The organism is Shewanella baltica, from assembly GCF_900456975.1.
GTDB classification, from domain to species: Bacteria; Pseudomonadota; Gammaproteobacteria; order Enterobacterales; family Shewanellaceae; genus Shewanella; species Shewanella baltica.
Genome location: NZ_UGYM01000002.1, coordinates 2493550 through 2520113 on the forward strand (window position 1 = coordinate 2493550; position 26564 = coordinate 2520113).

26 protein-coding genes are annotated in these 26564 nt (G+C 47.5%); 13 read left to right on the forward strand and 13 right to left on the reverse strand.

Annotation, left to right across the window (positions count from 1 at the left end; genetic code table 11):
* The first annotated feature begins 2 nt into the window (after nt 1-2).
* The 9 genes from cybH to hypA all read left to right on the forward strand — a co-directional run bounded on the left by cybH (nt 3) and on the right by hypA (nt 9514).
* A complete protein-coding gene (gene cybH, locus DYH48_RS11110) occupies nt 3-677 on the forward strand; it encodes a Ni/Fe-hydrogenase, b-type cytochrome subunit (protein ID WP_006081382.1) in 675 nt (224 codons plus the stop codon).
* 7 nt (nt 678-684) lie between these two features.
* Entirely contained in the window at nt 685-1242 is a 558-nt protein-coding gene (locus DYH48_RS11115) for a HyaD/HybD family hydrogenase maturation endopeptidase (protein ID WP_115334802.1), read from the forward strand.
* Between the two features lie 3 nt (nt 1243-1245).
* Nucleotides 1246-3156 carry a NiFe hydrogenase gene (locus DYH48_RS11120; RefSeq protein ID WP_115334803.1) on the forward strand — a complete coding sequence of 637 codons (1911 nt, stop codon included), beginning with the start codon at nt 1246-1248 and terminating at the stop codon, nt 3154-3156.
* Nucleotides 3149-5668, forward strand: coding sequence for a carbamoyltransferase HypF (gene hypF / locus DYH48_RS11125; RefSeq protein WP_370452674.1), 2520 nt, complete (start codon nt 3149-3151; stop codon nt 5666-5668). The genes DYH48_RS11120 and hypF overlap by 8 nt, the downstream gene beginning before the upstream one ends.
* 190 nt (nt 5669-5858) lie before the next feature.
* A complete protein-coding gene (gene hypB, locus DYH48_RS11130; protein ID WP_115334804.1) occupies nt 5859-6704 on the forward strand; it encodes a hydrogenase nickel incorporation protein HypB in 846 nt (281 codons plus the stop codon).
* Entirely contained in the window at nt 6704-6949 is a 246-nt protein-coding gene (locus DYH48_RS11135) for a HypC/HybG/HupF family hydrogenase formation chaperone (protein ID WP_011846641.1), read from the forward strand. Before hypB ends, DYH48_RS11135 begins: the two co-directional genes overlap by 1 nt.
* 63 nt (nt 6950-7012) lie before the next feature.
* Nucleotides 7013-8152: a hydrogenase formation protein HypD gene (hypD, locus tag DYH48_RS11140; RefSeq protein ID WP_115334805.1), complete on the forward strand. Its 1140-nt coding sequence runs from the start codon at nt 7013-7015 to the stop codon at nt 8150-8152.
* Entirely contained in the window at nt 8145-9161 is a 1017-nt protein-coding gene (gene hypE, locus DYH48_RS11145) for a hydrogenase expression/formation protein HypE (protein WP_115334806.1), read from the forward strand. Before hypD ends, hypE begins: the two co-directional genes overlap by 8 nt.
* Nucleotides 9161-9514: a hydrogenase maturation nickel metallochaperone HypA gene (gene hypA, locus DYH48_RS11150; protein ID WP_115334807.1), complete on the forward strand. Its 354-nt coding sequence runs from the start codon at nt 9161-9163 to the stop codon at nt 9512-9514. The genes hypE and hypA overlap by 1 nt, the downstream gene beginning before the upstream one ends.
* Nucleotides 9515-9671: 157 nt before the next feature.
* Here the strand turns inward: hypA and lpxM are convergent, their stop codons facing one another.
* The 4 genes from lpxM to pheS form a co-directional block, all read right to left on the reverse strand.
* Nucleotides 9672-10613 (reverse strand): lauroyl-Kdo(2)-lipid IV(A) myristoyltransferase, encoded by a 942-nt coding sequence (lpxM, locus tag DYH48_RS11155; RefSeq protein ID WP_115336126.1) that lies wholly within the window; start codon nt 10611-10613, stop codon nt 9672-9674.
* 105 nt (nt 10614-10718) lie between these two features.
* Nucleotides 10719-11015: an integration host factor subunit alpha gene (ihfA, locus tag DYH48_RS11160; protein ID WP_006081370.1), complete on the reverse strand. Its 297-nt coding sequence runs from the start codon at nt 11013-11015 to the stop codon at nt 10719-10721.
* Nucleotides 11016-11018: 3 nt separating this feature from the next.
* Complete coding sequence (gene pheT, locus DYH48_RS11165; protein ID WP_115334808.1) at nt 11019-13406, reverse strand: phenylalanine--tRNA ligase subunit beta; 2388 nt, start codon at nt 13404-13406, stop codon at nt 11019-11021.
* Between the two features lie 15 nt (nt 13407-13421).
* Nucleotides 13422-14405, reverse strand: a complete 984-nt coding sequence (pheS, locus tag DYH48_RS11170) for a phenylalanine--tRNA ligase subunit alpha (protein ID WP_006081368.1) — start codon at nt 14403-14405, stop codon at nt 13422-13424.
* 469 nt (nt 14406-14874) lie between these two features.
* On the opposite strand from pheS, the gene DYH48_RS11175 reads away from it, so the two are divergent.
* A complete protein-coding gene (locus tag DYH48_RS11175; protein ID WP_115334809.1) occupies nt 14875-16395 on the forward strand; it encodes a methyl-accepting chemotaxis protein in 1521 nt (506 codons plus the stop codon).
* A gap of 139 nt (nt 16396-16534) precedes the next feature.
* On the opposite strand, the gene DYH48_RS11180 is transcribed toward DYH48_RS11175, so the two are convergent.
* The 3 genes from DYH48_RS11180 to DYH48_RS11190 are packed head-to-tail and all read right to left on the reverse strand — an operon-like array spanning nt 16535 to nt 18449.
* Nucleotides 16535-16975 carry a YcgN family cysteine cluster protein gene (locus DYH48_RS11180; RefSeq protein ID WP_006081366.1) on the reverse strand — a complete coding sequence of 147 codons (441 nt, stop codon included), beginning with the start codon at nt 16973-16975 and terminating at the stop codon, nt 16535-16537.
* Between the two features lie 52 nt (nt 16976-17027).
* Nucleotides 17028-18140 (reverse strand): lytic murein transglycosylase, encoded by a 1113-nt coding sequence (locus tag DYH48_RS11185; protein ID WP_115334810.1) that lies wholly within the window; start codon nt 18138-18140, stop codon nt 17028-17030.
* A 30-nt stretch (nt 18141-18170) separates the two neighbouring features.
* On the reverse strand, nt 18171-18449 hold the full coding sequence (locus tag DYH48_RS11190) for a YcgL domain-containing protein (RefSeq protein WP_006081364.1): 279 nt from the start codon (nt 18447-18449) through the stop codon (nt 18171-18173).
* Nucleotides 18450-18572: 123 nt separating this feature from the next.
* On the opposite strand from DYH48_RS11190, the gene minC reads away from it, so the two are divergent.
* From minC to minE, 3 genes are read left to right on the forward strand one after another with little or no spacing between them, the layout of a single operon-like run.
* Nucleotides 18573-19238 carry a septum site-determining protein MinC gene (gene minC / locus DYH48_RS11195; protein WP_006081363.1) on the forward strand — a complete coding sequence of 222 codons (666 nt, stop codon included), beginning with the start codon at nt 18573-18575 and terminating at the stop codon, nt 19236-19238.
* A 27-nt stretch (nt 19239-19265) separates the two neighbouring features.
* The gene (minD, locus tag DYH48_RS11200) at nt 19266-20075 is read left to right on the forward strand and encodes a septum site-determining protein MinD (protein ID WP_006081362.1); all 810 of its coding nucleotides are present in this window, start codon (nt 19266-19268) and stop codon (nt 20073-20075) included.
* 2 nt (nt 20076-20077) lie between these two features.
* Entirely contained in the window at nt 20078-20335 is a 258-nt protein-coding gene (gene minE, locus DYH48_RS11205) for a cell division topological specificity factor MinE (RefSeq protein WP_006081361.1), read from the forward strand.
* Between the two features lie 126 nt (nt 20336-20461).
* On the opposite strand, the gene rnd is transcribed toward minE, so the two are convergent.
* The 6 genes from rnd to DYH48_RS11235 all read right to left on the reverse strand — a co-directional run bounded on the left by rnd (nt 20462) and on the right by DYH48_RS11235 (nt 26464).
* On the reverse strand, nt 20462-21571 hold the full coding sequence (gene rnd, locus DYH48_RS11210) for a ribonuclease D (RefSeq protein WP_115334811.1): 1110 nt from the start codon (nt 21569-21571) through the stop codon (nt 20462-20464).
* Nucleotides 21572-21641: 70 nt separating this feature from the next.
* A complete protein-coding gene (gene fadD, locus DYH48_RS11215; RefSeq protein WP_115334812.1) occupies nt 21642-23315 on the reverse strand; it encodes a long-chain-fatty-acid--CoA ligase FadD in 1674 nt (557 codons plus the stop codon).
* 201 nt (nt 23316-23516) lie between these two features.
* Complete coding sequence (locus tag DYH48_RS11220) at nt 23517-24383, reverse strand: alpha/beta fold hydrolase (RefSeq protein ID WP_071938806.1); 867 nt, start codon at nt 24381-24383, stop codon at nt 23517-23519.
* A 21-nt stretch (nt 24384-24404) separates the two neighbouring features.
* Complete coding sequence (locus DYH48_RS11225; RefSeq protein ID WP_115334813.1) at nt 24405-25217, reverse strand: class I SAM-dependent methyltransferase; 813 nt, start codon at nt 25215-25217, stop codon at nt 24405-24407.
* Nucleotides 25218-25428: 211 nt separating this feature from the next.
* Nucleotides 25429-26157, reverse strand: a complete 729-nt coding sequence (locus DYH48_RS11230) for a M50 family metallopeptidase (RefSeq protein ID WP_006086386.1) — start codon at nt 26155-26157, stop codon at nt 25429-25431.
* Nucleotides 26150-26464 (reverse strand): hypothetical protein, encoded by a 315-nt coding sequence (locus tag DYH48_RS11235; protein WP_115334814.1) that lies wholly within the window; start codon nt 26462-26464, stop codon nt 26150-26152. The genes DYH48_RS11230 and DYH48_RS11235 overlap by 8 nt, the downstream gene beginning before the upstream one ends.
* Between the last annotated feature and the right edge of the window lie 100 nt (nt 26465-26564).

A 26564-nucleotide genomic window follows, 5' to 3' on the forward strand; every position in this document is an offset into this window, starting at 1 on the left:
AAATGAACCATTCTGCAACCCGCATTCGGACACTGGTTTTTAGTCCGGCAATACGGATTTTCCACTGGCTCAGGGCACTATCAATTTTAGTGCTAGTGATCACCGGATTCTATATTGCTTGGCCGTTTCTTGTGGCGCCTGAAAGTACGGATGTGCTCGTACAAGGCTGGATCCGCTTCGCTCATTTGATCTGCGGTTTTGTATTGACCGCGATCACCTTAGTCCGCTTCTACCTGTATTTTTTCAGTCGAAGTGACATTGAGCGACGCTCATTTCGCGATGTGATGAGTGTAAAAAGCTGGATCACTCAGCTGAAATCTTACTTATGGATGGGTCACTTACATAAAGCGGGTGTATATGGACCGCTGCAATTTGTGACTTATGTAGCAATCTCACTGGTCGCTCTCGTGATATGTATAACGGGTCTGGTGTTGTACGCCAATGTGTATCACCAAGGTTTAGGTGGGATGCTTTGGGGCAGCGCCGCTTGGATTACGGCACAAATGGGTGGGCTGGCACAAGTTAGGATTTTCCATCACTACCTCACTTGGGCATTTGTTATCTTTGTGGTTATCCACGTCTATATGGCGGTTTGGTCAGGGATACGCTTCAAACATAACTCAGTTGACTCGATTGTCTCTGGCTATGACTACCCAAAGCCAGACTCACACCACTAGGAGTCCAATGAAGATATTGCTACTCGGTATTGGCAATGTCCTGTACGCCGATGAAGGCATCGGCGTACATTTTGTCAATTATATAGCTGATAATTATCAGTTTACCCATGAGTCTCACCAGCTGAAGCTGCTCGATGGCGGCACCTTGGCTCAGGGACTCATTCCCATTATTTGCCAATATGATTATTTAATCGTGGTCGATACTGTCAATGCCAATGGCGTAGAAGCGGGCGAGGTCTACTTCTTCGATTTTGATAAGGCTCCGAAGGAAATCGACTGGCAAGGCAGCGCCCATGAAGTCGAAATGCTGCAAACCCTCAATATGATGGAAATGGTTGGCGACAGACCTAAGACCTTTGTGCTGGGCGTCACCCCAACCGTGCTCGAACCTATGGTGCTGGGCTTGACCCCTAAAGTCGCCGCCGCAGTGCCGTTAATGGAATCAAGCTTGTTATCCCACTTAGTCTCCCTTGGGTTCACTGCGACGCGTATTGCCGATCACAGTATCGACTCGCTGATCCCTGACTCTTATAAACGCGGCGTTACTACTGGTGAAAGTATATAGAAAATGAAAAACATCAGATTCGATTTTACCTGCTCACGTCAGGTGCCTTTGTACGCGCATTTATGTAATCAATACCTAAATTACGATGCGCTGAACATCAGCATAGGCTGTGATGGCCTACATGACTTTGGTCAGCACAGTTACTTTATTGAAGCCCAGGGCGAGCAGACTCAACTCGAGCAACTGGCCGATGCCATTGCCGCGGACTTTTTGATTTCCGCTTGGTTGATTGACTCCGGCATTAAGGTCATCGACGAGCCCCAAGGCGGCAAAACCTTACTGCCCTACTCACAGTCTGGATCAAGTCCTGCCATCGCGCCTTTTTGCCAGCAATGTTATCCGCTGATTGGCGATAATCAATCGGCGAAGTTTGGCATGCTAGATTTAGCCTGCCCTTGCTGCAAGGGCGAAACACAATTAACGCCAGCGCAAAAAGCCTTAACCTTGTCAGATATAAAAGCCATGGCACAGGGGCTGCTGACACAAGGCCCACTGGCATTAGCGGCCGCCGATGATCTGCAACTTAGTCTGACACCGTTTGCTCAGCCCTTAGGCGAGCGGCCACAACTGTTAATTTGTAATCCCAATACGCTAAACGCCCATTTCTGCCTGAACGATTCACAGGTGCTCGCGCTTTCCAGTATTGAAAAGCCGCTTATCTGCGCCAGACCCACGCAAGAGCACGACAAACTCAGTGCGCCACTGTACGACATTTGCTTTGCCTACAGCCGAGTGATCTTAGTACTCGCTGAAGTGTTGCGACAAAAAGGCGTCGATTGGGTTTATATCCAAGGCCAGCATAATAGGCCGAAACTCGCGTGGGTCGATGGCGCCTGGGCACAAATTGCTAGCAAAGATTTAGGCTCAATGCAGACTCAAACCAAGCACTTTATCGCCCCAGAACCCTTAAGGGAAAAAGTCAGTCTTCACGGTTATCAAGCCCAATGGCAAGCAGCGAAACGGTCACGTTCCCATCAAGGCGAACTGAATGTAGCGGTATTACCTCAATCGAGTGAAGCGACTCACACTGCTAACACCTTTGCCGCTAACGCAGAAGCAGCTCACACTGAAGTTGAACATGCTGGCACGTCACACGCTAGCGATACCGAAAATCATACCATCGCGGACGCAGCGTTATTCAGTGCCTTACTCAAGGGTAAATTTACCAGCCACAGACAGGCAAAAAATGCCGCGGTCATTTACTTAAGCCATACCCACGCCAGTCAAATTGTCACCTGCGATAATAAGGGCGACACTGAACTCTTCTTTGCACTGCCCGAGCTACCCGATAACGGTTACGAAATTTTCCATCAACTGGACAGCAGCCCACAAAAAGCCGTGGCACAGAAGTTTAAAAGCCTGTTCCCCGACGATTACCTAAAACTCCTGAGCCTAAAGCTTCACGGCAGACGGGACAACTTGCAAAGTCTGTGGGCCATTGCCGCCATTTTAATTGGCCTCAATCCCCAAGAAGAAACGCAAAGCCAAGAAAAACTCAGCGATACACTGATGGCCGCCGCCATGCGTTACCACGGTGCCAATGCCCCGCGTATCGATTATCCCCTGACCAAAGGTGAAGCCCACCGCAGCCTAAATTGGTGTAAAACCTTAGGCACAGTCTTGAGTTTTCGTATCGCAGGTAATGACGACCCGAGTCAACTCGCCTTTGCGATGCAAGACTCGCTGGCGGACTATCTTTCTAACTGGTTAGAACATATCGATTTAAATATCGGCGTGCACAATGTTGCCTTAGCGGGCAATGAATTAACGAATGAAACCCTGTGTAAACGCATCAGTTTACGCTTAGGAAAGAACTTCCCCTTAGTGATCAATCGTAGTCTAGATTTAGACGGCGATAACTTAGCCGTTGGCGCACTTTACGTTAAGCAGCGCCAACTGAATGCCCATGATTAGGAGGCCAAAAGTTAAGTCACAACGCATGCAGCCACATAGACATAATAGTCGCCACAAAAAACACAGTGATCTGCAGATAAAGCGCAGGCTGGCATTGGAATACCTTGTCCACAAGGGTGCCGCGCTAAAGCGTTGTCAGCTGCACATCACTGGCATAGTGCAAGGGGTGGGATTTCGCCCCTTTGTCTATCGTTATGCCCTTGAGTGTCAACTGACAGGTACTGTGCTCAACAATGCCAAGGGCGTGACCATTGAGCTGCAAGGCACGGAAGAAAACCTCACGCAATTTATCACAACGCTCAATACCACCCCGCCGCCACTGGCACGTATCGACAATATAACCCAAACACCGCTGCCGATTTTGCTAAGCGAAACCACATTTGAAATTATAAAAAGCGACAGCCATGAGGACGATGACCCAAGTTCACCGATAGGCGCGCAGGTGGTGGTAACGGCGGACAAAAGTACCTGCCAAGATTGTTTGAACGACATGCATAATCCTGATGATCGCCACTTTGGCTATGCCTTTACCAACTGCACAAATTGCGGCCCAAGATACACCATAATCAATGCCTTACCCTATGATAGACACAATACCGCCATGGCCGATTTTGACATGTGTCCCGAGTGCGCCAAAGCATATCAAAACCCACTCGACCGCCGCTATCATGCTCAGCCAGTCAGTTGCCCAGTCTGCGGCCCCAGGCTCAGTTTAAAAACACCGGAAGGGGAATACATCATTCCCAATACCTCAAATTTCAGCGCACCTGAATTGAGTACGGACCTTGCGATACTGACAGCAGCGGCTGACAGATTACGCCAAGGGCAGATTCTGGCAATTAAAGGATTGGGTGGATTTCACTTAATCTGTGATGCCCGAAGTGACAATGCCGTCAACGCACTCCGGCTGCGAAAACAGCGCCAAGCCAAGCCGCTAGCGGTGATGATGACGGATATCACTATGGCGCAGCACTATGTCACAGGTTCGGATGCAGAGTGGCAAGTGCTGAGTTCACAGGAGCGGCCCATAGTGCTGATGAGTAGTCGCCCCGTACATGATCTCAGCTTAGCTGTCGCCCCCAATCTGAATAAACTCGGGGTATTTTTGCCCTACACACCACTGCATCATTTACTATTAGGTCTCTTCAAAGGGCCATTGGTCGCGACCAGCGCTAATGTGTCCGGAGAACCTATCATCACAGATTGTTATGAGCTTATTCACCACTTAAGCCATGTTGTGGATGCAATAGTTGATCATAATCGGCCGATTATTAATGGCTGCGATGACAGTGTGGTGCAGGTGATTCAGCCCAACATGGACTTGCCTGCAGAGGTGCAAGTGCTGCGTCTCGCCCGTGGTTATGCGCCCTTAAGTTTTCCACTTGATACACCGCTAACCCAATCGATTTTGGCCGTGGGGGCGCAGCAAAAAAATGCTATCGCCTTAGGCTTTGGCAATAATGTGTTTTTAAGTCCCCATATTGGCGACTTGTTCAGTGTCAGCGCCGAGCAGTATTTTGAGCGCACCTTAGCCACCTTTGCGCGGCTGTATCACTTTGCGCCAAATCTTATTGTTCGCGATAAACACCCAGATTATGCCCCGTCACGCTGGGCTGAAATGCACTCAAACTCGAGTGTAGAACTCATCAATACCAGGCAAAGCCAATGTTTAACTGTGCAACATCACCATGCCCATGTGCTCAGCGTAATGGCGGTTAACCAATACCGAGAACCTGTATTGGGCTTTAGTTTTGATGGCACTGGGCTTGGCGACGATGGCAGTTTATGGGGCGGTGAAGTGCTATTAACCACGCTGGATAAAGCGCAGCGACTGGCCCATTTTGAGCCCATAGCGCTACTGGGCGGCGAACAAGCAATTAAGCAACCCGTGAGGTTGTTACTGGCATTATTGTTCGAGCAAATGAGCCTCGATGCTGTACTCGCATTGCAATTACCTATATTAAACAACATGCGCCCAAACACTCTGACTAACTTACATAAGATCTGGCAGAACGGCAGCGCGATAAAAACCTCCTCTGTCGGGCGACTGTTCGATGCCCTCGCCTGCGCCTTAGGCTTAATCGAAACCACACAATTTGAAGGTCAAGCGGGCATGGCAATAGAAGCCGCGGCCAATCGCGCCGATGCATTAGCCCTTGAAGCCATGTCGCTTAACTTACCTCTTGACGTCGACCAGTGGCGTAGCAGTGAAATGTTCAAGCAAATTGTTGAATTGATTACTGCACAACCGCTAACGGACAACAGACGAGATGCCATCGCCCGCGCCTTTTTACACACATTAGGCGATGCTATCTGCGACTATGCCGCCCAGTACAAACACCTCCCAACCGTGCTCTGCGGCGGCGTATTCCAAAATAAATACCTATTGGAATACTGCCTGAGCAAACTCAGCGCCCAAGGCAATAAAGTGTTATGCAGTAAACAGATCCCTATCAATGATGGCGGCATCGCCCTAGGCCAACTCTGGTATGGGATTCATCAGAGTCAATAACCTTACTTATTTGATAACCCCTGATGTTAGCTCGCCATTTTTATCCCCATAAACCTGACGAACATCAAAGATCTGCAGCGCAATTTGTATCACACTCAACATTAGCGTAACCAAATTAACGATCCGTATATCAGCATTCACAATTCGTCAGGCAAAGTCCTCGCACTCTGCCGATTCAAGGAGAGGTAAAATGTGTAAAGACTGCGGCTGCTCCCTTACCCGCCACGACCATGATCATTTAGGCGCGCATTCACATGTTGATAGTCATGACCATAGCCATGATAACGGGCACAGTCATGATCACAGCCATTCGCATGAGCATGGCGCATCCCATAGCCCATTGCATAGTCATAGAGAGTTACACACCAATCCTCAGTTAAACGATAAAAAAACCTTGTCAGTCATCCACAAGATTTTAGATAAAAATGATGTCGAAGCCGGTCATAACCGTGCCCACTTTGAGGCACATAAGGTCACGGCCTTCAACATCATGAGTAGTCCAGGCAGCGGTAAAACTACCCTATTAGAAAATCTCAAAGAATACACCAAGCTCAACTATGCGGTGATTGAAGGCGACTTAGAAACCTCCCGAGATGCCGACCGCTTAATCGCGAAAGGCATTACAGCCTATCAAATTCAAACGGGCTCGGCCTGTCACCTTGACGCCTTTATGGTGCACGGTGCCCTGCATCACTTACCACTTGATGGACTGGATATTTGCTTCGTTGAAAACGTCGGTAATCTCGTCTGCCCAGCCAGTTATGACGTGGGTACCCACAAAAATATCGTGCTGCTGTCAGTGCCTGAAGGCGATGATAAGATTGAAAAATATCCCGTGATGTTCCGCCGCGCCGATGTAGTTTTTATCACCAAGTGCGATCTACTGCCCTATTTTGATTTCAAGCTGGACGAAGCCAGAGCACAGCTTAAAAAACTCAATCCAGCAACTCAAATCATTGAAGTCTCCATTAAAGATGGCAACTCCATGCAGGCTGTGGCGGCTTGGCTTAAAGACAATATTAGAGGTGCACAATAATGTGCTTGTCCATACCTTCCCAAGTGGTGGCGGTCGATATTGAACGCCAGAGTGTCACGGTCGATACCTTAGGCGTGCGCCGCGATGTCAGCAGTCATTTAATGAATGAGCCGCTGGAAATTGGCGATTATGTGCTGATCCATATTGGCTTTGTGATGAACAAAATCGATAAGGAAGATGCGCAGCAAAGCATTGACCTATACCAAGAAATCGTCACTAAACTCGAAAACGAAGCCATACACTGACCATCAACAATGCAAGATTGAGTAGCAAGGCGCGCACCCTATCGAGTGCACCGAGGAAAGAGCATGCTTGAACTAAAACACCTCTATCAAGGCTTTCGCGATCCACAAACGATTGCCAATTTAGCGCGGGATATTCAGGTAACCGCTAAATTAGTTAAGCAACCAATCAATATCATGGAAGTCTGTGGCGGCCATACCCACACTATTATGAAATACGGCTTGCTGGATTTACTGCCTGATAATATTGAGTTTATCCACGGTCCAGGTTGTCCTGTGTGCATTATGCCGAAAGAGCGCATTGACCAAGCGGCGGCGCTGGCCTCCCAAGAGAATGTCATCTTAGTGACGCTGGGCGATATGATCCGTGTGCCCGGTTCTAAGGGTTCCTTAGCCAGTTTTAGGGCGAAAGGCTGCGATATTCGGCCGATTTATGATCCCTTAGATACGCTCAAAATTGCCCGCGATAATCCCGATAAAACCGTGGTGTTTTTCGCCATTGGCTTTGAAACCTCAACCCCAATGACAGCAATTTTATTGCAGCTGGCCGAGCACGAAAAACTCGAAAATCTGTTATTCCATATTAATCATGTATTAGTGCCGCCCGCTATTGATGCCGTGATGCACGACCCGAAAGCCAGAGTGAATGCCTTTATTGGCCCCGCCCATGTGAGCGTGATCAGCGGCGCCAAAATCTATCGCAGCACAGTCGAAAACTATGGTACGCCCGTGGTCGTCGCAGGATTTGAACCCGTTGATGTGATGGAGTCTATTTTACGGATTGTACGCCAAAAAGCCGCGGGCAAAGCGGAGCTCGATATCCAATACAGCCGCGCGGTATCGGAAGACGGTAACCTTACGGCGCAGGCCAAAGTGAATCAATTCTTTAATGTCAGACCGCAATTTCGCTGGCGCGGCCTCGGTCCTATCCCCAATTCAGCGCTGCAGCTCAAACCCGAATATGCCCACAGGGACGCCGAACTGCGCTTTAAAGACTGCTTACCCGTAAAGGAAATTGACGATCACAAAGCCTGCCAGTGTGGCGACATTCTTCGTGGGCTTGCTAAACCAAAGGACTGTAAAGTTTTTGGCCGCGGCTGCAATCCCGAAACGCCCCTAGGCAGCTGCATGGTCAGCTCCGAAGGTGCATGTAACGCCTATTACCGCTATCAAGGTATCGATATCAAGGAGCCACATCATGGCTGATACGCTAAAAGATAAATCCATTCAGCTCAGCCACGGCGGTGGCGGCAAAGAAATGAATAAACTGATCCGTGATCTGTTTTTTGCCGAGTTTGATAATCCAATCCTTCGTAGCGAAGAAGACGCTGCCAAACTCGATTTGCACGGCGCCAACGCCTTTACTACTGACTCTTTTACCGTCTCACCTTTGTTTTTTGCCGGCGGCGATATCGGCAAACTTGCTATCGCGGGCACAGTCAACGATCTCGCTATGATGGGTGCAGAACCTCAGTATCTGAGCTGTAGCGTGATCATCGAAGAGGGCTTTTCTATCAATGATTTAACGACTATTGTCCGCAGCATGGCAAAAGAGCTCAAACAAAGTGGCGCGCGGATTGTCTGCGGCGACACTAAAGTCGTACCCAAGGGCTGCGCCGATGGTTTATTTATTAATACCTCAGGCATTGGCCGCATCTTGCGTCCCAACATCTCAGCAGCAAATATCGCTGTGGGCGATGCCATTATCGTCTCCCGTGATATTGGTTGCCACGGCGCAGCGATTTTAATGGCGCGTGAAGGACTCACACTCGAATCGGCATTGCAAAGTGACTGCGCGACGCTCTGGCCGATAGTCGAGCAATTGATCGCCGCCAATATTCCCATTCATGCGATGCGCGATGCGACTCGCGGTGGCTTATCGGCTGTGCTTAATGAATGGGCCGTCGCCTCCAATGTCGGCATTACTGTCAATGAGGCCAGTATTCCCGTCAGCGATGAAGTCAAAGGTCTGTGTGAACTCTATGGTTTCGAAGCCATGGATCTTGCCAACGAAGGCACTTTCATCCTCGCCGTCCCCAACGACATCGCCTTAGGTGCGCTCGAGATCATGCAACGCTTTGGCCGCTGTGAGCACGCATCGATTATCGGTACTGTGAGTGATGAACTGGCAGGGAAAGTAGTGCTAAGAACGCCTTGGAATACCAAGCGTTATCTCGATCTTCCCCAGGGTGAACTGCTGCCAAGGATTTGCTGATGCACGAATATTCGATTGTGAGTGCCCTGATTGAGCAATGCGAGCAGCACGCGCTGGCCAATCATGCCGCTAAAATCACCCGAGTGGATATCAAACTGGGGGTGATGAGCGGGGTTGAACCTAGCCTGCTGCAAACCGCCTTCGATACGTTTAAGCTCGATGGCATTTGCAAAGCAGCCCAGCTCAACATCCAAATTCAGCCCTTAGTGATTCTTTGCCAAGACTGCCAGAGCGAATCCGTGCTTAGTGAACGCACCATCGTCTGCCCAGCGTGTCAAAGCTATCGCACCCGCGTACTTGATGGCGAAGACATGCTACTGATGCAACTTGAAATGGAACAAGATGAAGATTAGGTGCCTCATTTGTAATTGGCATTGTTAACGACAGCAGAGTTGATCAAGATCTCAATCAATAAAGAGTGCCATCAACAAGAATACCCCTCAAAACAAAAATGGCTTTGAGCACTGAGCGCTCAAAGCCATTTTTAGCCATACTAAATTGACTGGCCCGTCATTGACCGTAGATAGAAGCTTCACCCTCTGGGCGCGTCTTGAGCACGCGTAGGAACCACATATATTGCTCAGGGTAAGCTAATATAACTTGCTCGACCACTTTGTTCAGCGCCAACGCCTCGTTTTCCTTGCCTACCATGTCTTCAGGCGCAACGGCCGTCATCACAGTGAGATCAAACTGACGTGTCGCTTGGTTGTAACCAATCTTTACAGGTAGCACTTGGGCATTACCCGCCTGCGCTAAACGCCCAACGACAGGTAGTGTCGCTTTCACTGTGCCTAAAAATGGCGCAAACACGCTTTGTTCTGGGCCTAAATCTTCATCGGGAAGATAAAAGAAACTGTTACCGCGCTTAAGCTCAGCTAACAACGCACGAATTCCCGCCTCGCGCATGTATACATGGCCACCACAGCTGCTACGCACACGATTACTAAACCAATTGAATAAGCCGTTTTTATGGGCTTTGGCCATAGTCACCATAGGTAACTCTAGGTTAAGGCGTAAGCCAGCATAATCGATTGGCCACACATGGGGCATGATGAAAATGATCGGTTGCCCCGCCGCTTGTGCTTTCGTCACATGCTCAAAGCCGATTAAATTCACTCGACGACGCAAATGCGCTTTTGAGCGCACCAGCAATTCGCCCTGTGCTAACAAGACTAAAACGAAGTTTTGTACGTTCTCACGGATTAACGCTTCGAGCTCGACGGCAGATTGTTCAGGAAAGCACGCTCTTAAGTTGGCTCTTGCAACACTAATGGGCTTTTTGGCAATCGGCATCACTAATCTTGCCAATAATCTTGCTATGGGATCACGCAGCCATGCGGGCATAAGTCCGAAAATCACTAATAGACCAATCGCCAACCAAGTGGCCCAGTATTTAGGGTGTATTAAGGCGAGTTTAAAGCGACGGTCAAAATGTTTGGGCTGTCTTGACAAAGAATTTACCTCAGACAGTGGATAAGAATAGTTGAAATATTGCATGAAAAAAATAAACAGGAAAGCCACTCTCTAAGGAGTGGCTTTCCCATCAAACAAACGAAATTACTTACCCGTGTTTGCTGCTTCTACACGAGTTTTCAGCTTTTGGCCGGGACGGAAAGTCACGACACGACGAGCAGAAATTGGGATATCTTCGCCTGTTTTTGGGTTCCTTCCCGGTCTTTGATTCTTGTCCCTAAGGTCAAAGTTGCCAAAGCCAGATAACTTGACCTGCTCACCACTTTCAAGTGCGCCCCGAATCTCTTCAAAGAACGACTCAACCATCTCTTTGGCGACACGTTTGTTCATTCCGAGTGTTTCAAAAAGATGTTCTGCCATTTCGGCTTTGGTAAGTGCCATACTTTAATCCCTCAACGATGCGTTGAACTCGGACTTAAGGGCAGAAACGACTGAACCAACGGTCTCAGCAATCTCTTTTTCCTCAAGCGTACGAGTAGTGTCTTGTAATGTAAGTGCTATCGCCAGGCTCTTCTTGCCAGGTTCAACACCTTTACCTAAGTATACATCGAACAAGTTTATGCCAACCAACTGATTTTCGCCAACTTTTCTTATCAATTTCATTACATCACCTGCAGATACACTCTCATCTACTACGACTGCGATGTCACGACGATTAGCTGGAAACTTAGATACAGCTTGGGCTAGCGGCAAACTGGTATGCAATAAAGCATCCAATTCCAACTCAAAAACGATGGTTTTACCATTGAGTCCAAAAGGCTTCTCCAAACTAGGATGGATTGCACCTATATGACCGATCACTCGATCATTTCTCAATATTTCAGCACATTGCCCCGGATGGAGAGCAGAATGCGTCGCTCCTCTAAAGCTAAATTCTGATGCGGAAACTGTCAAGCCGATAATTGCTTCTAAATCACCTTTAAGGTCGAAAAAATCAACAGTTTTCGATTCCATAGCCCAATGTTCATCATTTTGGAGCCCAGTAATGACACAAGCGAGCATTGCTTGCTGTCTTACACCGGATTCTGCATTGATATCAGGAACAAAGCGCAGGCCAGTTTCAAAAAGTCTCACGCGACTCTGTTGACGACTTTGGTTGTAGCCAACGGCGGCCAATAAACCGGTGAACATTGACAGGCGCATGGCCGACATTTCACTGGAAATTGGGTTTGGTAACACCATTGCCTCTAAACTAGGGTGAACCAGATTTTGCAGTTTTGGATCGACAAAGCTGTAGGTTACCGCTTCTTGGAAGCCACGAGCGACCAATAAGGCACGCACGCGTTTTAAGCTCAAGTCAGATTCTTTATGATCTGACATACGCAGCGCGGCAACGGGTGCGATATTCGGGATATTGTTATAACCGTAAATACGCGCCACTTCTTCAATCAAATCTTCTTCAATCGCCATATCGAAACGATAAGTCGCAGTGGTGACCTGCCAGCTATCTTGCCCAGCAACCACATTGAAGCCTAGACGTTGTAAAATTTCAACCACATCCGTGTCTGGCACGTGGTGACCTAAAATTCTATCTAACTTGCTGCGACGTAAAACGATTTGTGCAGGTTTGGGTAAATCAGCCTCTGATTTCGCTTCCACCACAGGGCCTGCTTCACCGCCACAGATATCCAGTACTAAACGGGTCGCACGGTCAATAACCTTGTGTTGCATCTCAGGGTCAACGCCACGCTCAAAGCGGTGTGATGAATCTGTGTGCAAGCCTAAACGACGTGACTTACCCATAATGGCAAGAGGCGCGAAGAACGCACATTCAAGCAGTATGTCTTGGGTCGTGTCGCTCACGCCTGAATATTCGCCGCCAAACACGCCTGCAAGGGCTAATGGACGCGCATCATCGGCGATCACTAAGGTATCGCTTGGGATGGTCACTTCGCTGCCATCAAGCAGGGTGATTTTCTCTTCGCCAGTGCCTAAACGCACTTGGATATCGCCCGTTAACTTGGCAAGATCGAAAGCGTGCATAGGTTGACCGAATTCAATCAACACAAAGTTAGTGATATCAACGATAGGATCGATAGAGCGAATACCGCTACGGCGCAGTTTTTCCTGCATCCATAATGGCGTAGGCGCTTTAACGTTAACGTTTTTAACCACACGGCCTAAATAACGTGGACAAGCGGCTGGCGCCTTAACGTTAATCGTGACCTGTGCATCTGTCGTTGGCGTAACGGCTTGCCACTGTGGCTCAACCACAGCTTGGCGGTTTAACACGCCTACTTCACGGGCAAGACCTGCCATGCCTAAGCAATCGGCACGGTTAGCCGTTAAATCTACATCGATAACGGCATCATTAAGTTGCAGATAATCGCGGATGTCAGTGCCAAGTGGCGCGTCCAATGGCAATTCGATAATGCCATCGCTTTCGACGTTAATGCCAAGCTCACTGTACGAGCACAACATGCCTTCTGATGGCATGCCACGCAGCTTAGCTTTCTTGATTTTGAAATCGCCAGGTAATACGGCACCGACCATAGCCACGGCCACTTTAAGACCCTGACGGCAGTTTGGTGCACCGCAGACGATATCGATAAGTTCGCTACCACCAACGTTGATTTTGGTCACGCGCAGTTTATCAGCATCGGGATGCTGACCACACTCAACCACTTCACCAATCACCACACCGCTAAAGTCGGCAGCGACGGCTTCAACGTCATCGACTTCGAGACCGGCCATAGTGATCTGGTGGGATAATGCTTCACGGCTGACTGAAGGGTTTACCCATTCACGAAGCCAAGATTCGCTAAATTTCATGCTATTACAGCTCCGTTATTTAAATTGCTTTAGGAAACGTAGGTCGTTTTCGAAAAACGCACGTAAATCGTTTACGCCGTAACGCAACATAGTTAAGCGCTCGACACCCATACCAAAAGCAAAACCAGAGTATTTTTCTGGATCTATGCCAACGCTGCGCAGCACATTCGGATGTACCATACCGCAGCCAAGCACTTCTAGCCATTTACCATTTTTGCCCATCACGTCCACTTCCGCTGAAGGTTCAGTGAATGGGAAGTAAGATGGACGGAAACGCACTTGCAGATCTTCTTCGAAGAAGTTACGCAGGAAGTCATGCAAAATGCCTTTCAATTCGGCAAAGTTCACATGCTCATCAACCAACAGCCCTTCCACTTGGTGGAACATTGGCGTATGCGTTTGATCGTAATCGTTACGATAAACACGACCCGGTGAAATAATGCGTAATGGTGGCTTTTCAGTTTCCATAGTACGGATTTGCACGCCCGAGGTTTGGGTACGCAGCATCAGTTTAGGATTGAAATAAAAGGTATCATGATCGGCACGGGCAGGGTGGTGTTCAGAGATATTCAGTGCATCGAAATTGTGGAAATCATCTTCAATTTCAGGACCCTGCTTTACCGAGAACCCTAATTCCCCGAAAAAGGTTTCGATACGTTCAATGGTGCGAGTCACTGGATGTAAGCCACCGATCTCTTGGGTGCGGCCTGGCAAAGTCACATCAATCTTTTCAGCGATTAATTTGGCTTCCAGTTCAGAACTCTTCAGACCATCGATGCGCTCAGTTAATTTTTGTTGAATCGCCTGTTTAGCATCATTGACCGCTTGGCCAAAGGCTGGCTTTTCTTCAGGGCTTAAGCTACCCATCATTTTCATCATGTCGGTGATCTTACCTTTCTTACCCAGGTAATCGACACGGATATCATCCAGTGCTTTTAGATCACTGGCCTGGTCAATAATGACTAAGGCTTGTTCTACGATCTCAGTTAACTGCTGCATTTTCTCTTCCACTGCATAGTCGCGCTTGATAAACAAGTGCTATGGGCGCCAAACTTTCAGGCTATTTGGGTGCTCAGGTTATCGGGCGTTAATGCCAGACGCTTTGCTAGCTATAACGAAATAAAAGGATAGAAATTTTACGCGAGCGAGCGCCATATTACTAGGGCTTATTGGGGGTTTTTATCATGCAAATTCATGTGTTACCCCAGTTCAGAGCCTGAGTTTTGCTCAAGGTGAAATCCAAACCTCAATTCTGACCGAAACAAGTTCTCTATTCAGCCACTAGCAGCATTTGTAACTAAACTGTAAACTAATGCCTGTACCCTGCCAAAATTGCAGCAAACAACACAATAACGACTGCAATTAGACTACATTAGAGATATAAATCATTACAAAACAGAAAACTATCAAGTCTATGGCAAACTGACCGATATACATTCGGTTCACAGCCCATTTTATCGAGGCACTCATGAAAGAAGTAAAGTTTCGCTGGATAGATCAATATCTTATCCATATGACCTTAAAAACTAAATTCGCTATTCTCTCTATCGTTCCCATGCTAATGATTGTTGGACTGGCGATTTTTCTTGATAACCAATCCCAGCAAACCTTAGTGCAAGGACAGCTCAACGGTCTACAAAATGCGTCACAACAAATCAACCAAGTCACGGGCACCTTATATAACAAACTACCAGAGCAAGAACGCCAAGCTATCCTTAGCCAGCTAAGCCGTGAAATCAAAGGCAATGTCAGCATTGTTTCGGTGAATGAAGCCGACAGCAAAGCGCAATCCTTAGCTCGCAGCGGTGGCGGTATTGATGATAGCGGTAAGCAACCTAGAGCTGTGAGTCGCGTTAACGATCAAAACCTGATCACGATTATTCCCTTAGACAGCAAAGAAATTGATGCCTTGCTCGCCAAAGATAACCTGCTGGTTTACGGCCTGATGGCGGCGCTTCTGTTCGTGTTATTTTTATTTAGTTACTACATTTCAACCTTTGTGGGCGGCGCACTTTATACCACAGTGATGGCATTAAAACGCGCCGCATCGGGTGACTTAACCGGACGTTTAAACTTCTTCGAGGTAAAGGACGAATTCAGTATCTTAGCTATCAGCATTGATGCCTTAGTGGAGCGTCAGCATCTGTTAGTGAAACAAATCGCCGAGTCGACAACGAAAATCCGCGAGGTAGTGTCCTCGTTTCGTAGCACAGCGCAGCAAGGTCAATCCTTGGCGGTGAACCAAAGACAACATTTGGACTCCCTAGCGACGGCGATGGAAGAAATGACCGCCGCAGTGAAGGAAGTCGCCCGCAATGCCGAGCAATCTTCTGCCGAAACCCAAGAGGCTAATCAACAAGTTAGCGCGGGCGGTAAAGACATTGAAACCACAGTCAAAGCCATCGATGTGTTATCGGATGAGATCTCCTCAGCCTCGAATGCGGTGGGCGTACTCAATGACAACGCCAGTAAAATTGATGAAGTGGTATCAACCATTAATGCGATTTCCCAGCAGACCAACCTACTCGCCCTCAACGCGGCGATTGAAGCGGCGCGCGCCGGTGAACAAGGTCGTGGTTTTGCCGTGGTCGCCGATGAAGTACGTACCTTAGCGGGCCGCACTCAAGCCGCGACGGTTGAGATCAAAACCATGATCGAATCGCTGCAATCTGGCACGCGCAACCTGACACAAGTGATGTCGCGTACTGTGAATCAAGCGAATGAAGGCAAACAACATGTACTGCAAACGGGCAAAGACTTAGAGTTTATCGCCCACCACAGTAATAAAGTGTTTGAAATGAGTGTACTAATCGCCACCTCGGCCGAAGAACAATCGGCTGTAGCCAACGAGATTGCGACTAACCTGATGGAAATTCGTAACCAGTCCCACGATGTGGAGCAATCGGCGAACCAGTCGGTTTCAGGTTGTGATGAGCTGCAAGCAACAGCTGGGCAACTTGATCAGTTGATGGTGGGATTAAAAATCTAGTCGAGGGTTATTTGACGAAGTTTAAATTAACTTAACACCCAAAATGCACAAGGGAGCGATAATCGCTCCCTAGTTGTTTTTTCATTCTGACGGTCACTGTCCAATCGACAACGCGACGGTAAAAATTAATCTACGTCTGTTAATCCACATCTTTGAGTGGCCATAGCACGATATGATCTTCAATATCCTTCACGCGTCTTTCATCGACTACTTTACCTTGGATCGACATGCCCGCTAAATGCATCGCTTCTTTAGAGCCAGTCAGCAGCGGATGCCAGCTCGGTAGCTCACGTCCTGCCGCTAAGCGGCGATATGCGCAGCTGTCGGGAAGCCAAGTTAACTCATGGATATTATCAATCGTGATCACAGTACATTGCGGGACATGGGTGAAACGGTCACTGTAATGCTGACAGCCCGCCGTTTGATGATCGAGCAAAAGGCAGGCCGCATTGGTGTAATACAAGTCTTCGGTTTCATCATCTATCAACTTGTTTAAACAACATTTACCACAACCGTCACACAGGGATTCCCACTCGGTTGCGCTCATCTGCGCTAATGTTTTGCTCTGCCAAAATGCCATGATTAACTGTATCTTCTCAATAAAAAGCCCGCTTAATGCGGGCTATTTTACACTAGTTTATCGGCGGATACTTTATTCTCTCGGACAGATGCGCGACAGAAATCCCGAAATAATCGGTATTCTGCCAGTGCATTAATGCGCGGTAATTGCCATAAACGAGGTATTTTCGACCGGTAACACCATCGGGCATGATTAGCGAGGCGTTGATGTCTTCGCGGGACGGCAAATCGGTATGATCAAACTTGCGAATACCGAGAGTTTGCCACTGGGCTAAGGACTGGGGTTTATCTAATCCAGCGACTGCCAAATCAAGCGTTGCGGGCACTTGTACCTGTCGCCCCCAAGTATCATTGCCGTTCCAACCGAGTTGCTGTAGCAAATACGCCGCGGAGGCAAACGCATCTTGTGTGTTGTGCCAAATGTCTTTCTTACCGTCGCCATCGCCGTCCTGCCCATAGGCAAGATAATCCGTTGGCATCAGCTGCGTTTGTCCCATGGCGCCATTCCAACGACTTTTAAGATCTTGAAAACCGATATGATCTTTATCCATTATGCTGAGCGCTGCCATAAACTCTTTTTTGAAGAAAGCTTCGCGCTCGCCGCCAAAGGCCAGTGACGCCGTCACAGATAGCACAGGATAATCGCCAGAAGCTTCACCAAAGTCGGAGACAAGCCCCCAGAGCGCGACTAAGAAGCGTGGCTGAACAGCGTATTGGCTGGCGATGGCGTTGAGTTGTTGTTCATGCTCTTTAAATAGTACACGTGCGGTGTCAACTTTCCACTCGGGCACAGTGTCGGCGAGATAAGTATCGAGGTTGTGAGTTTTGTCAGTCTGGAGGCTGTCTGTCGCTCGAGCTTTTTTGAAGAGTTTGATCTGGGGAAAGGCTAAATCTAAGGTCGTTTGGCTGATGCCCTGAAGACGGGCTTCTTGCTTTAACTGAATTAAATAATCACTAAAGCTGATTTTCTCGTCCGACTGCTGCGCCATGGCTGGCAAACTGCACGCACTCAGCCAAATGATGAAACAGACAAATGCCCTGATGGGAGCGAAGATATATGCGGCGAGTCGATAATGCTTATTCTGATAAACCCCAAAGTGACAAACCTTAACTGGGTAAGCATTGATTTGATAAGCTTGGGTTCGATAAGCACGGTATCGATGCATATACCTTCCTGTTATTTTTATGCTATTGGCTTAATCTTTGATCCCAAGACTGAGCTTATGCTCTGCCAATAAATTCACCTGAGGTGGTGGAATTTGTAAATAAAAGCCGTTTTCTTCCATCGCAGCTCTTACCTTTTGAATATCTGCCATGCCTAACGCGTCACGTTTCGCAATAGGAAACACCATCACCAGCTTTGGCACGCCGAACATTTCCATCAAAGGCGCTGGAACATCATCAAAACAATCTCTTTTCTTCACAAATAAATAAGTATCAGCCTTTCGGCTACTTTTATAAACGGCACATAGCATAAGAGTACAAATATCCAATAGTTCAAACTTGCCAGTCAATGGGGCACACTATAACATGGTCGCCTAGTAATTTAATTGTAAAATCAGCGAACCGACTGATGATTTCTGGAGAATAGTGCCGGGATGTCAAAACCTAGCTTAGAGTTAAAAGGCGCTTCTTTTACTCTTTCAGTGCTTCATATTAATAGCAGCGATTTACAAGCTGTCATGACTGAATTAGACAGTAAGTTGGCACAAGCTCCTCAGTTTTTTCTGGGTGCTCCTTTAGTCGTCAATCTGAGTGCGATCCAACACGACAGCTTAAATTTAAGTGCGTTAAAGGATCTGCTGATCTCACGTCAATTAGTGATTGTTGGCATAACGGGCGCGACAACCGTACTCAGTAAACAGGCCAAAGACTTAGGCCTTGCCATAGTCAAAGCCGGAAAACAGAGCAGTACGCCACCGCCAGCACCGCGCCAAACTAAGATAGTGAAGCAAAATATTCGTTCAGGCCAACAAGTCTACGCAAAAAATGGTGATTTAATCATATTTGGTGCGGTAGGCAATGGCGCAGAAGTCATCGCAGATGGTAGCATTCATATCTATGGCGCATTGCGAGGGAAAGCCATGGCAGGCGCGGCGGGCGATACCAGTGCCGTCATCATAGCCCACTCTCTGGAGGCCGAACTCGTTTCAATAGCAGGGCAATATTGGCTCGCTGAAAATCTACAACAACATAGCTCAGATAAAAGCGGCTGCATTCGCCTAGACGGTGAGTCGCTTATGGTTGAATCATTGCCCCTCTAAATGGCAGAACAAAGGATAGAGAGAAACATGGCACAAATTATTGTTGTCACTTCAGGTAAAGGCGGCGTAGGTAAAACCACATCGAGTGCTGCGATTGCGACCGGTCTTGCCATGCAAGGACACAAGACAGTCGTTATCGATTTCGATATTGGTTTACGGAATTTAGACTTGATCATGGGTTGTGAGCGTCGTGTGGTTTATGACTTCGTCAATGTGATCAATGGTGAAGCCAATTTAAATCAAGCGCTGATCAAAGATAAACGCTGCGACAAGTTATTCGTGTTACCCGCTTCACAGACTCGCGATAAAGATGCGCTGACTAAAGAAGGCGTCGGCCGTGTGCTGGACGATTTAGCCAAAGACTTTGAGTTTATCCTGTGTGATTCACCTGCGGGGATTGAGCAAGGCGCTATGATGGCACTGTATTTTGCCGACATCGCCATTGTGACCACGAACCCAGAAGTCAGTTCAGTGCGCGATTCAGACCGTATTTTAGGGATGCTGCAGAGCAAATCCCGTCGTGCCGAGCTAAATCTTGAGCCAATCAAAGAATACTTATTGCTGACTCGTTATTCACCGAGCCGTGTAAAATCGGGCGAAATGTTGAGTGTCGACGACGTGAAAGAGATTCTGGCCATTGAATTACTGGGCGTGATCCCTGAATCACAATCGGTACTGAAAGCCTCTAACTCAGGCGTGCCTGTGATTATCGATCAAGAAAGTGATGCAGGTTTAGCCTACAGTGACACAGTTGCACGTTTACTGGGCGAAGATGTACCAGTACGCTTTATTACGGAAGAAAAGAAAGGTTTCTTACAACGGATATTTGGTAGCTAATTATGTCTTTACTCGACTATTTCAAAAGCAAGAAAAAGCCTAGCACTGCGGTAATGGCTAAAGAGCGCCTACAGATCATTGTGGCTCATCAACGTGGACAAAGGGACACTCCCGATTACTTCCCGCAGATGAAACAAGAGATCATCGCCGTTATTCGCAAATATGTGCAGATTTCTGATGATCAAGTTTCTGTGCAGTTAGATCAAAACGACGCGAACCTGTCGGTACTCGAACTTAACGTCACATTGCCTGACAGATAAGTCGATTACGCAAAAAGCGTCATCTTCTGTGGAAGATGACGCTTTTTGTTGGCTGTTTTCCAGCTTAAATGCTGCGCATAAAGTACAAGACTTCACGCGCAAGATTTAAATACTAGATTAAAAGCCTTAGACCTCAAGCTTAGCTAGGGACTCAGCGGCAATCTCGCCCCGCCATCCGCATAACACCGCGGGCAAATCCCCTTGTTGCTTATCCCAACGCCATTGCAAAAACTCATGGATATGACGTTTAGAACCGAGCATTTCCTGCGGCACATCATGCTGTTCGCATAACTCGACTAAGCAGCTTTTAATCGCCTTAAAGGCCGATTTGTAGCCCGACTTCAACGCCAACACATCCACTAATTCGGGTAAATTGACCAAATCAGCGGTTTGCAGCACACGTAATAGATCTTTGCCGTGGATACGTTTTTCTTGCTCAGTCAAATCATTGAGCTTAAACAAGTCAGCCGAGGATTTAGGTTGCTTCTTCGCTAATGCGATAAGGCCATGATCTTTGACCACAAAACCTAGGGCTAAATCACGCACTAAGGCTTTTTCAAGACGCCACTTAGCAAGCACTTTAAGGTAAGCCAATTGGATTTCGGTCAGTTGGAAAGCATTTTTCACTTTCAAATAAGCCGTGTCGAGATCAGGATCGGCAAGCCTGCCCTGAGTCATCCTTTCCCCTTCCTCGTATAACCAAGCTAAACGCCCTTGGGCGCTGAGTTTCGCTTCAAGTTGAGGATAGAGCTGATACAAATACAGGACGTCATTGGCGGCGTAGCTTAACTGGGCTTCCGTTAAAGGACGACGGATCCAATCTGTACGCGATTCACCTTTATCGATTACTTCACCAAGGCAAGTTTCAACTAACTTGGCATAACCCACACCGTGGCCCATACCACACAAAGAGGCGGCAATTTGGCTATCAAACAAAGGCGTAGGCTGACATTTGCCATAGTGCGCAAAAACTTCTAAGTCTTCACTGCAGGAATGCACAAGCTTAACGATATTAGGGTCCGATAACAGCGCCCAAAACTGGGCTAAATCAGGTAAAGCCACAGGATCAATCAAAGCTAAGGTTTTACCATCATAGGCTTGGATCAAACCTAACTTGGCATAATAAGTACGAGTACGAACAAACTCGGTATCTAACACGAGTATCTTACTCTGTTTATATTGGGCAACGAGGGCATTAAGGCTTGCTTCATCACTCACATATTGAAACGCTGACAAATTCTTCTCCAGATCCTGTGGGTCAATCACAGTCCATAAAAACAAAAGCCGGCAAATGCCGGCTTCAATCTTACGCGCGCTTAGCTTCGTCTCTAAGCTCTCGTCGCAAGATTTTACCCACGTTGGTTTTAGGTAACTCGTTCCTAAATTCTACCAGCTTCGGTACTTTATATCCCGTTAAATGAATACGGCAGTGCTTAATGATGTCTTCAGCGGTTAAAGATTTATCTTTTGCCACCACAAATACCTTCACTAACTCACCACTGGCGTCGTTTGGTACACCAACAGCGGCCACTTCAATCACTTTAGGATGCAGTGCGACCACTTCTTCGACTTCATTAGGAAATACGTTAAAGCCTGAAACTAAGATCATGTCTTTCTTACGATCGACAATATAGAAGAACCCTTTCTCATCCATGTAACCAATATCGCCCGTGGCTAACCAGCCGTCGGTATCAATCACTTTGGCAGTTTCTTCAGGACGTTGCCAATAGCCTTTCATTACCTGAGGACCTTTACCGAACAGTTCACCGGTTTCGCCTTGGGCTAATGCCTTGCCGTCATCGTCACGGATTTGAATAAGTGTCGAAGGTGCAGGGAAACCAATTGAACCGTTGTAACCATCTAAATTATATGGACAACAGGTTAATAAAGGTGAGGCTTCGGTCAGACCATAACCTTCGAGTAAACGGGTCTTAGTGATGGCTTGCCATTTATCCGCGACGGCTTTTTGTACCGCCATGCCGCCACCGATAGAGAGTTTTAAGCGCGAAAAATCCAACTGGGAAAAATCATCACTGTTCACTAACGCGTTAAACAAGGTGTTTACCCCAGTCAATGCAGTGAAAGGATACTTTTTCAACTCGGCAACAAATCCTGGGATATCACGAGGATTGGTGATGAGTAAGTTCTGGCTGCCTTTGTGCAAAAACAGCAGGCAATTCACGGTCAACGCGAAGATGTGATACAGCGGCAAAGCCGTTACCACAAACTCGCTGCCATCGTTTAAGGCGGGCGAATAAGCGCCATCGGCCTGCAATACGTTGGCGACAATATTGCCATGGGTCAACATAGCGCCTTTAGACACCCCAGTTGTGCCACCTGTGTATTGCAAAAACGCTAAGTCGTCGTTAGTCACTTCAGGCTTGATGTATTGCATGCGACGACCGGTTGATAAGGTGTCGCGCATCGATAGGGCGTGGGGTAAGTCGTATTTAGGCACTAACTTCTTAATGTACTTCACCACAAAGTTCACTAAGGTGCGTTTTGGAGCACTTAATTGGTCACCTAAACTGGTGATAATGACGCTTTCAACGGGCGTTTGTTCGACAACTTCTTCTAAGGTACGGGCGAAGTTTGACACGACAACGATGGCTTTGGCGCCCGAGTCAATCAACTGATGTTTAAGTTCGCGCGGGGTATATAGCGGGTTAACGTTAACGACCACCATACTGGCACGTAAAACACCAAACAGTGCAATCGGGTATTGCAACAGGTTTGGCATCATTAAGGCGACACGATCGCCCTTTTCAAGCTTTAATTCATTTTGTAGATACGCGGCGAATGCACGGCTGCGTTCTTCCAATTTACGATAGGTTAGCGTGGCACCCATGTTAATAAATGCAGGTTGATCTTCATACTTAGCCACCGCTGTTTCGAACATATCAACAAGCGATGAGTACTGCTCCACATTAATTTCAGCAGGCACATCTTTTGGCAAATGATTAATCCAAGGCTGATCCACAACTCTCTCCTAAATCCCCACAACTGCGGAAACAATATCCATACAAGCGTCAATACTCGATAAATACCGAGTTAAAATACCGGCTTACATTTTATAGTTATTGATTGACTCGTCATAAATCATACGAGCGTTTTAATTTTGATCATCATCACATAAAAAAAACAAAAAACCTAGCGTCTTTTTTAGGGCGGCAAAGGCAGCCTATTTAACGAATTCGCGGATCAAGCGTGCAACGCCTTCAGCATTGTCCATATGCACATGATGATCGCCCTCAATTATATGTTCAGACAAATGTTTGAACCAAGTTCGCGCCTTAGGTATGGCGGTCTGCAACTGGCTAAATCCTTGTTTGCCACACACTAATAAGGTTTCAATATTGATGTCCTGCATCAAGGCATCAACTTGGGCGAAGGTTAGCCGTTGGGGTGAATCTAATCTCAATCGAGGATCACTGCGCCAACCTATGCCCTCACCTTCGGGTTGCATATTACGCTCGAGCAACAGACTACACCAAGGTTCGGCAAGTCCTGTTAAATGTGCCCTCGCCCGCACTGCGGTATCTATGCTGTCGTAAATTTTTGCCTGCCCATGCTTCTGGGTTAAATATTTCTCGTGTTGATAGAAGCTTTTCCTTAGTCGTGCTTTCGCCTGCGTTGGCGACTCAGACAAGGGGCTTAACGCTTCAATCAATACCAGCTTGTTGACCTTTTCAGGGAAGGTTGCCGTATACGCCGAGGCAATAATGCCACCGAGCGAATGCCCCACCATAGCCACAGGCTTTTGCGGTAATGCCGTTAACAGTGCATCCAAATCATACAAGTAATCAATCCAATGCAGCGGATAATGCCCCGGCCTGTGCGCCGAAAAACCATGTCCAGGCCAATCAATGGCGAGCACTTGATAATCGAGTAAATGTGCCGCTAAGGGCTCAAAACTGTTGGCGTTATCTAACCAGCCATGCAAGGCCAGTAATAAAGGTTTATCCTTCGCCCCCCATAATCGGCCCGCGACCTTAATATGAGGTAATACAAATTCGATTTGATTTTGGGGGGCGAGAGATTGCCACATAATGCCTCTGATGTCAGGTAATTAAGATGATTTTTTGACAAATTTGAGTGTCATACGATCACTTTCACCGATCGCTTGGAATTTTTCTTTATCCGTGTCACCCAAAGCAAAGGATGGCGGTAGCGTCCAAACACCTTTGGCGTAATCCTTAGTATCTTTGGGGTTCGCATTGATTTCGGCGCTTTCAACTAAGGTGAAACCGGCTTTTTTGGCTAGAGCAACCATGGCCGCTTGATCCATATAGCCAGTGCTAAAATTCATCCCTTCGTTGGCTCTATGCTCCACCACACCAAAGACACCGCCGTCTTTCAATACTCTATATGACGCGGCAAACACATTCTCTAACTGATCACTTGATGCCCAGTTATGAAGATTACGGAAGGTTAATACCAGATCGGCACTGCCATCGGCGCCTAAATCCATCTTATTTGGGGGATCGAAAGTGACCATTTTGGCATTGCCCATGACGTCTTTATTGGCCGTCATCCACGCTTCATACTTAGTGCCGGCATTAGCGCGATAGCGATTTCCAGGCGTGTCCGTCGCCGGAGCGGTTTCGAAACTGGCGGCGATATATTGGCCTTCTTTGGCTAAATAAGGCCCTAATATTTCGCTATACCAACCATTACCTGGCCAGAGTTCAATCACAGTTTGTGTTGGGGTAATACCAAAAAAACTTAAGGTTTCAGCGGGATGACGATAAACGTCACGGCTGGCATTTTTAGCCTGACGAAAATCGCTTTTTAAGACTTTATCTAAACTTTCATCGGCGTAGGTAACACTCGAACATAAACCAGCAAGCAATAGACTGGCAACTAAGGTGACTTTTTTCATTGTAATTCTCCATGGATACCGAAGGCTTAAGCTAGCAGCCAATGGTCAAAAATCCAAGGAATAGAAGTCGTAAAACCTAGGTTTGAGTAACATAAGTGGTTATGGCTCAAAGTGATGAGTCAATTCACCTTTATCTAAACCAATAAAGCGCAAAGCGGAAAAACGTCTAGAGGAAACACAATACGCCTGAGGTATTAAATGACCTTGATGACTAACGACTCGCAGCGTTATCGACACGGCGCCACGCAAAATACAAGGCGCAAGCACTAGTCAATAACCAGAGTCCCACCCAAATCCACGCGGGGATCCAAGAACGCTCGGCCAACATCACCGCATCACCTTGGCCATCAAGCCCGAGCAACACAGTTGGACTTGCCAGCGCATTGAGCATAATCATCAAGCCAATAATACGTAGAAACTGGGTCAGCATCTTGTTTTGACTGAGTTTAAGCGGTAGCAACAAAATAATAGTGAGTACGGCTAAGATCGCTAGTGTGAGGATATCTCGGCCCCAAAGCAAGCCGCTTAGCACCACTAAAGCGCCCAGCAAGGCAAAACTCACGCGGATCCCCTTTGGCCAAGTCGCGAGCAAGTAGATTAAATATCCCCAACAGGCCGCGCCAAAATACCCAGCAAAACCAATCAACATCGGCGAACCGCCTTGGCTAAAACAAAAGCCTGCGCCGTTAGGAAACAACTGAATATGGCTGACCACGCCCGAGCTTAATATCGTCGCAATGCCGTGGGATAATTCATGGAAATAGCTTTCAAGCCATTTAAACGGCACGCTTAAATAGGGAATGCGAGTGATGAGTAACGCCACCACCAGCTCGATAATAAACAAGCCTCGGCTTGGCACACCGCTGGCGGCTAAACCTGTTAATTTAGAAGAGGAAAATCGCGAGGTAGAACGGGGAGGCTTTTGTTGATGTTCAAGCATACAAGTCCACGCCAACCATTTGCTGAATTTCATCGCGTTTGGCGGCATGTTGAGTTTGTAAATATTGGGCTATCGCCCCCTGATGGCCACGCGTGTCTTGCTCATACTCTAGGTGGGCGCCGAGCCTTGACTGTAAATTTCCGGCTGCGCTTTTACTTTTAGGCTGAGTCTCTAAACTAAGGGCTTCGACGGCATCTTGATCAATCACTGGGCGTGACGATTCAGGTGCGGTTAGCCCCTGAGCGATAGCGGGTCTATTACTCGCTACAGCATTCGTCAAACTCATTTGATTCACATTAACTTGCATCAAGAAGCCTTAAGTTTGCACTATTCATCGTTAAGCCATTCATCGTTAAGCCATTCATCGTAAAGAATGCTTAGCATTAATTGCCTGAGATTCTATCGCA

Coding starts and splice junctions, on each gene's coding strand:
- cybH (WP_006081382.1), top strand. CDS start 3: ATGAACCATTCTGCAACCCGCATTCGGACACTGGTTTTTAGTCCGGCA.
- DYH48_RS11115 (WP_115334802.1), top strand. CDS start 685: ATGAAGATATTGCTACTCGGTATTGGCAATGTCCTGTACGCCGATGAA.
- DYH48_RS11120 (WP_115334803.1), top strand. CDS start 1,246: ATGAAAAACATCAGATTCGATTTTACCTGCTCACGTCAGGTGCCTTTG.
- hypF (WP_370452674.1), top strand. CDS start 3,149: ATGATTAGGAGGCCAAAAGTTAAGTCACAACGCATGCAGCCACATAGA.
- hypB (WP_115334804.1), top strand. CDS start 5,859: ATGTGTAAAGACTGCGGCTGCTCCCTTACCCGCCACGACCATGATCAT.
- DYH48_RS11135 (WP_011846641.1), top strand. CDS start 6,704: ATGTGCTTGTCCATACCTTCCCAAGTGGTGGCGGTCGATATTGAACGC.
- hypD (WP_115334805.1), top strand. CDS start 7,013: ATGCTTGAACTAAAACACCTCTATCAAGGCTTTCGCGATCCACAAACG.
- hypE (WP_115334806.1), top strand. CDS start 8,145: ATGGCTGATACGCTAAAAGATAAATCCATTCAGCTCAGCCACGGCGGT.
- hypA (WP_115334807.1), top strand. CDS start 9,161: ATGCACGAATATTCGATTGTGAGTGCCCTGATTGAGCAATGCGAGCAG.
- ihfA (WP_006081370.1), bottom strand. CDS start 11,015: ATGGCACTTACCAAAGCCGAAATGGCAGAACATCTTTTTGAAACACTC.
- pheT (WP_115334808.1), bottom strand. CDS start 13,406: ATGAAATTTAGCGAATCTTGGCTTCGTGAATGGGTAAACCCTTCAGTC.
- pheS (WP_006081368.1), bottom strand. CDS start 14,405: ATGCAGCAGTTAACTGAGATCGTAGAACAAGCCTTAGTCATTATTGAC.
- DYH48_RS11175 (WP_115334809.1), top strand. CDS start 14,875: ATGAAAGAAGTAAAGTTTCGCTGGATAGATCAATATCTTATCCATATG.
- DYH48_RS11180 (WP_006081366.1), bottom strand. CDS start 16,975: ATGGCATTTTGGCAGAGCAAAACATTAGCGCAGATGAGCGCAACCGAG.
- DYH48_RS11185 (WP_115334810.1), bottom strand. CDS start 18,140: ATGCATCGATACCGTGCTTATCGAACCCAAGCTTATCAAATCAATGCT.
- DYH48_RS11190 (WP_006081364.1), bottom strand. CDS start 18,449: ATGCTATGTGCCGTTTATAAAAGTAGCCGAAAGGCTGATACTTATTTA.
- minC (WP_006081363.1), top strand. CDS start 18,573: ATGTCAAAACCTAGCTTAGAGTTAAAAGGCGCTTCTTTTACTCTTTCA.
- minD (WP_006081362.1), top strand. CDS start 19,266: ATGGCACAAATTATTGTTGTCACTTCAGGTAAAGGCGGCGTAGGTAAA.
- minE (WP_006081361.1), top strand. CDS start 20,078: ATGTCTTTACTCGACTATTTCAAAAGCAAGAAAAAGCCTAGCACTGCG.
- DYH48_RS11220 (WP_071938806.1), bottom strand. CDS start 24,383: ATGTGGCAATCTCTCGCCCCCCAAAATCAAATCGAATTTGTATTACCT.
- DYH48_RS11225 (WP_115334813.1), bottom strand. CDS start 25,217: ATGAAAAAAGTCACCTTAGTTGCCAGTCTATTGCTTGCTGGTTTATGT.
- DYH48_RS11230 (WP_006086386.1), bottom strand. CDS start 26,157: ATGCTTGAACATCAACAAAAGCCTCCCCGTTCTACCTCGCGATTTTCC.
- DYH48_RS11235 (WP_115334814.1), bottom strand. CDS start 26,464: ATGCAAGTTAATGTGAATCAAATGAGTTTGACGAATGCTGTAGCGAGT.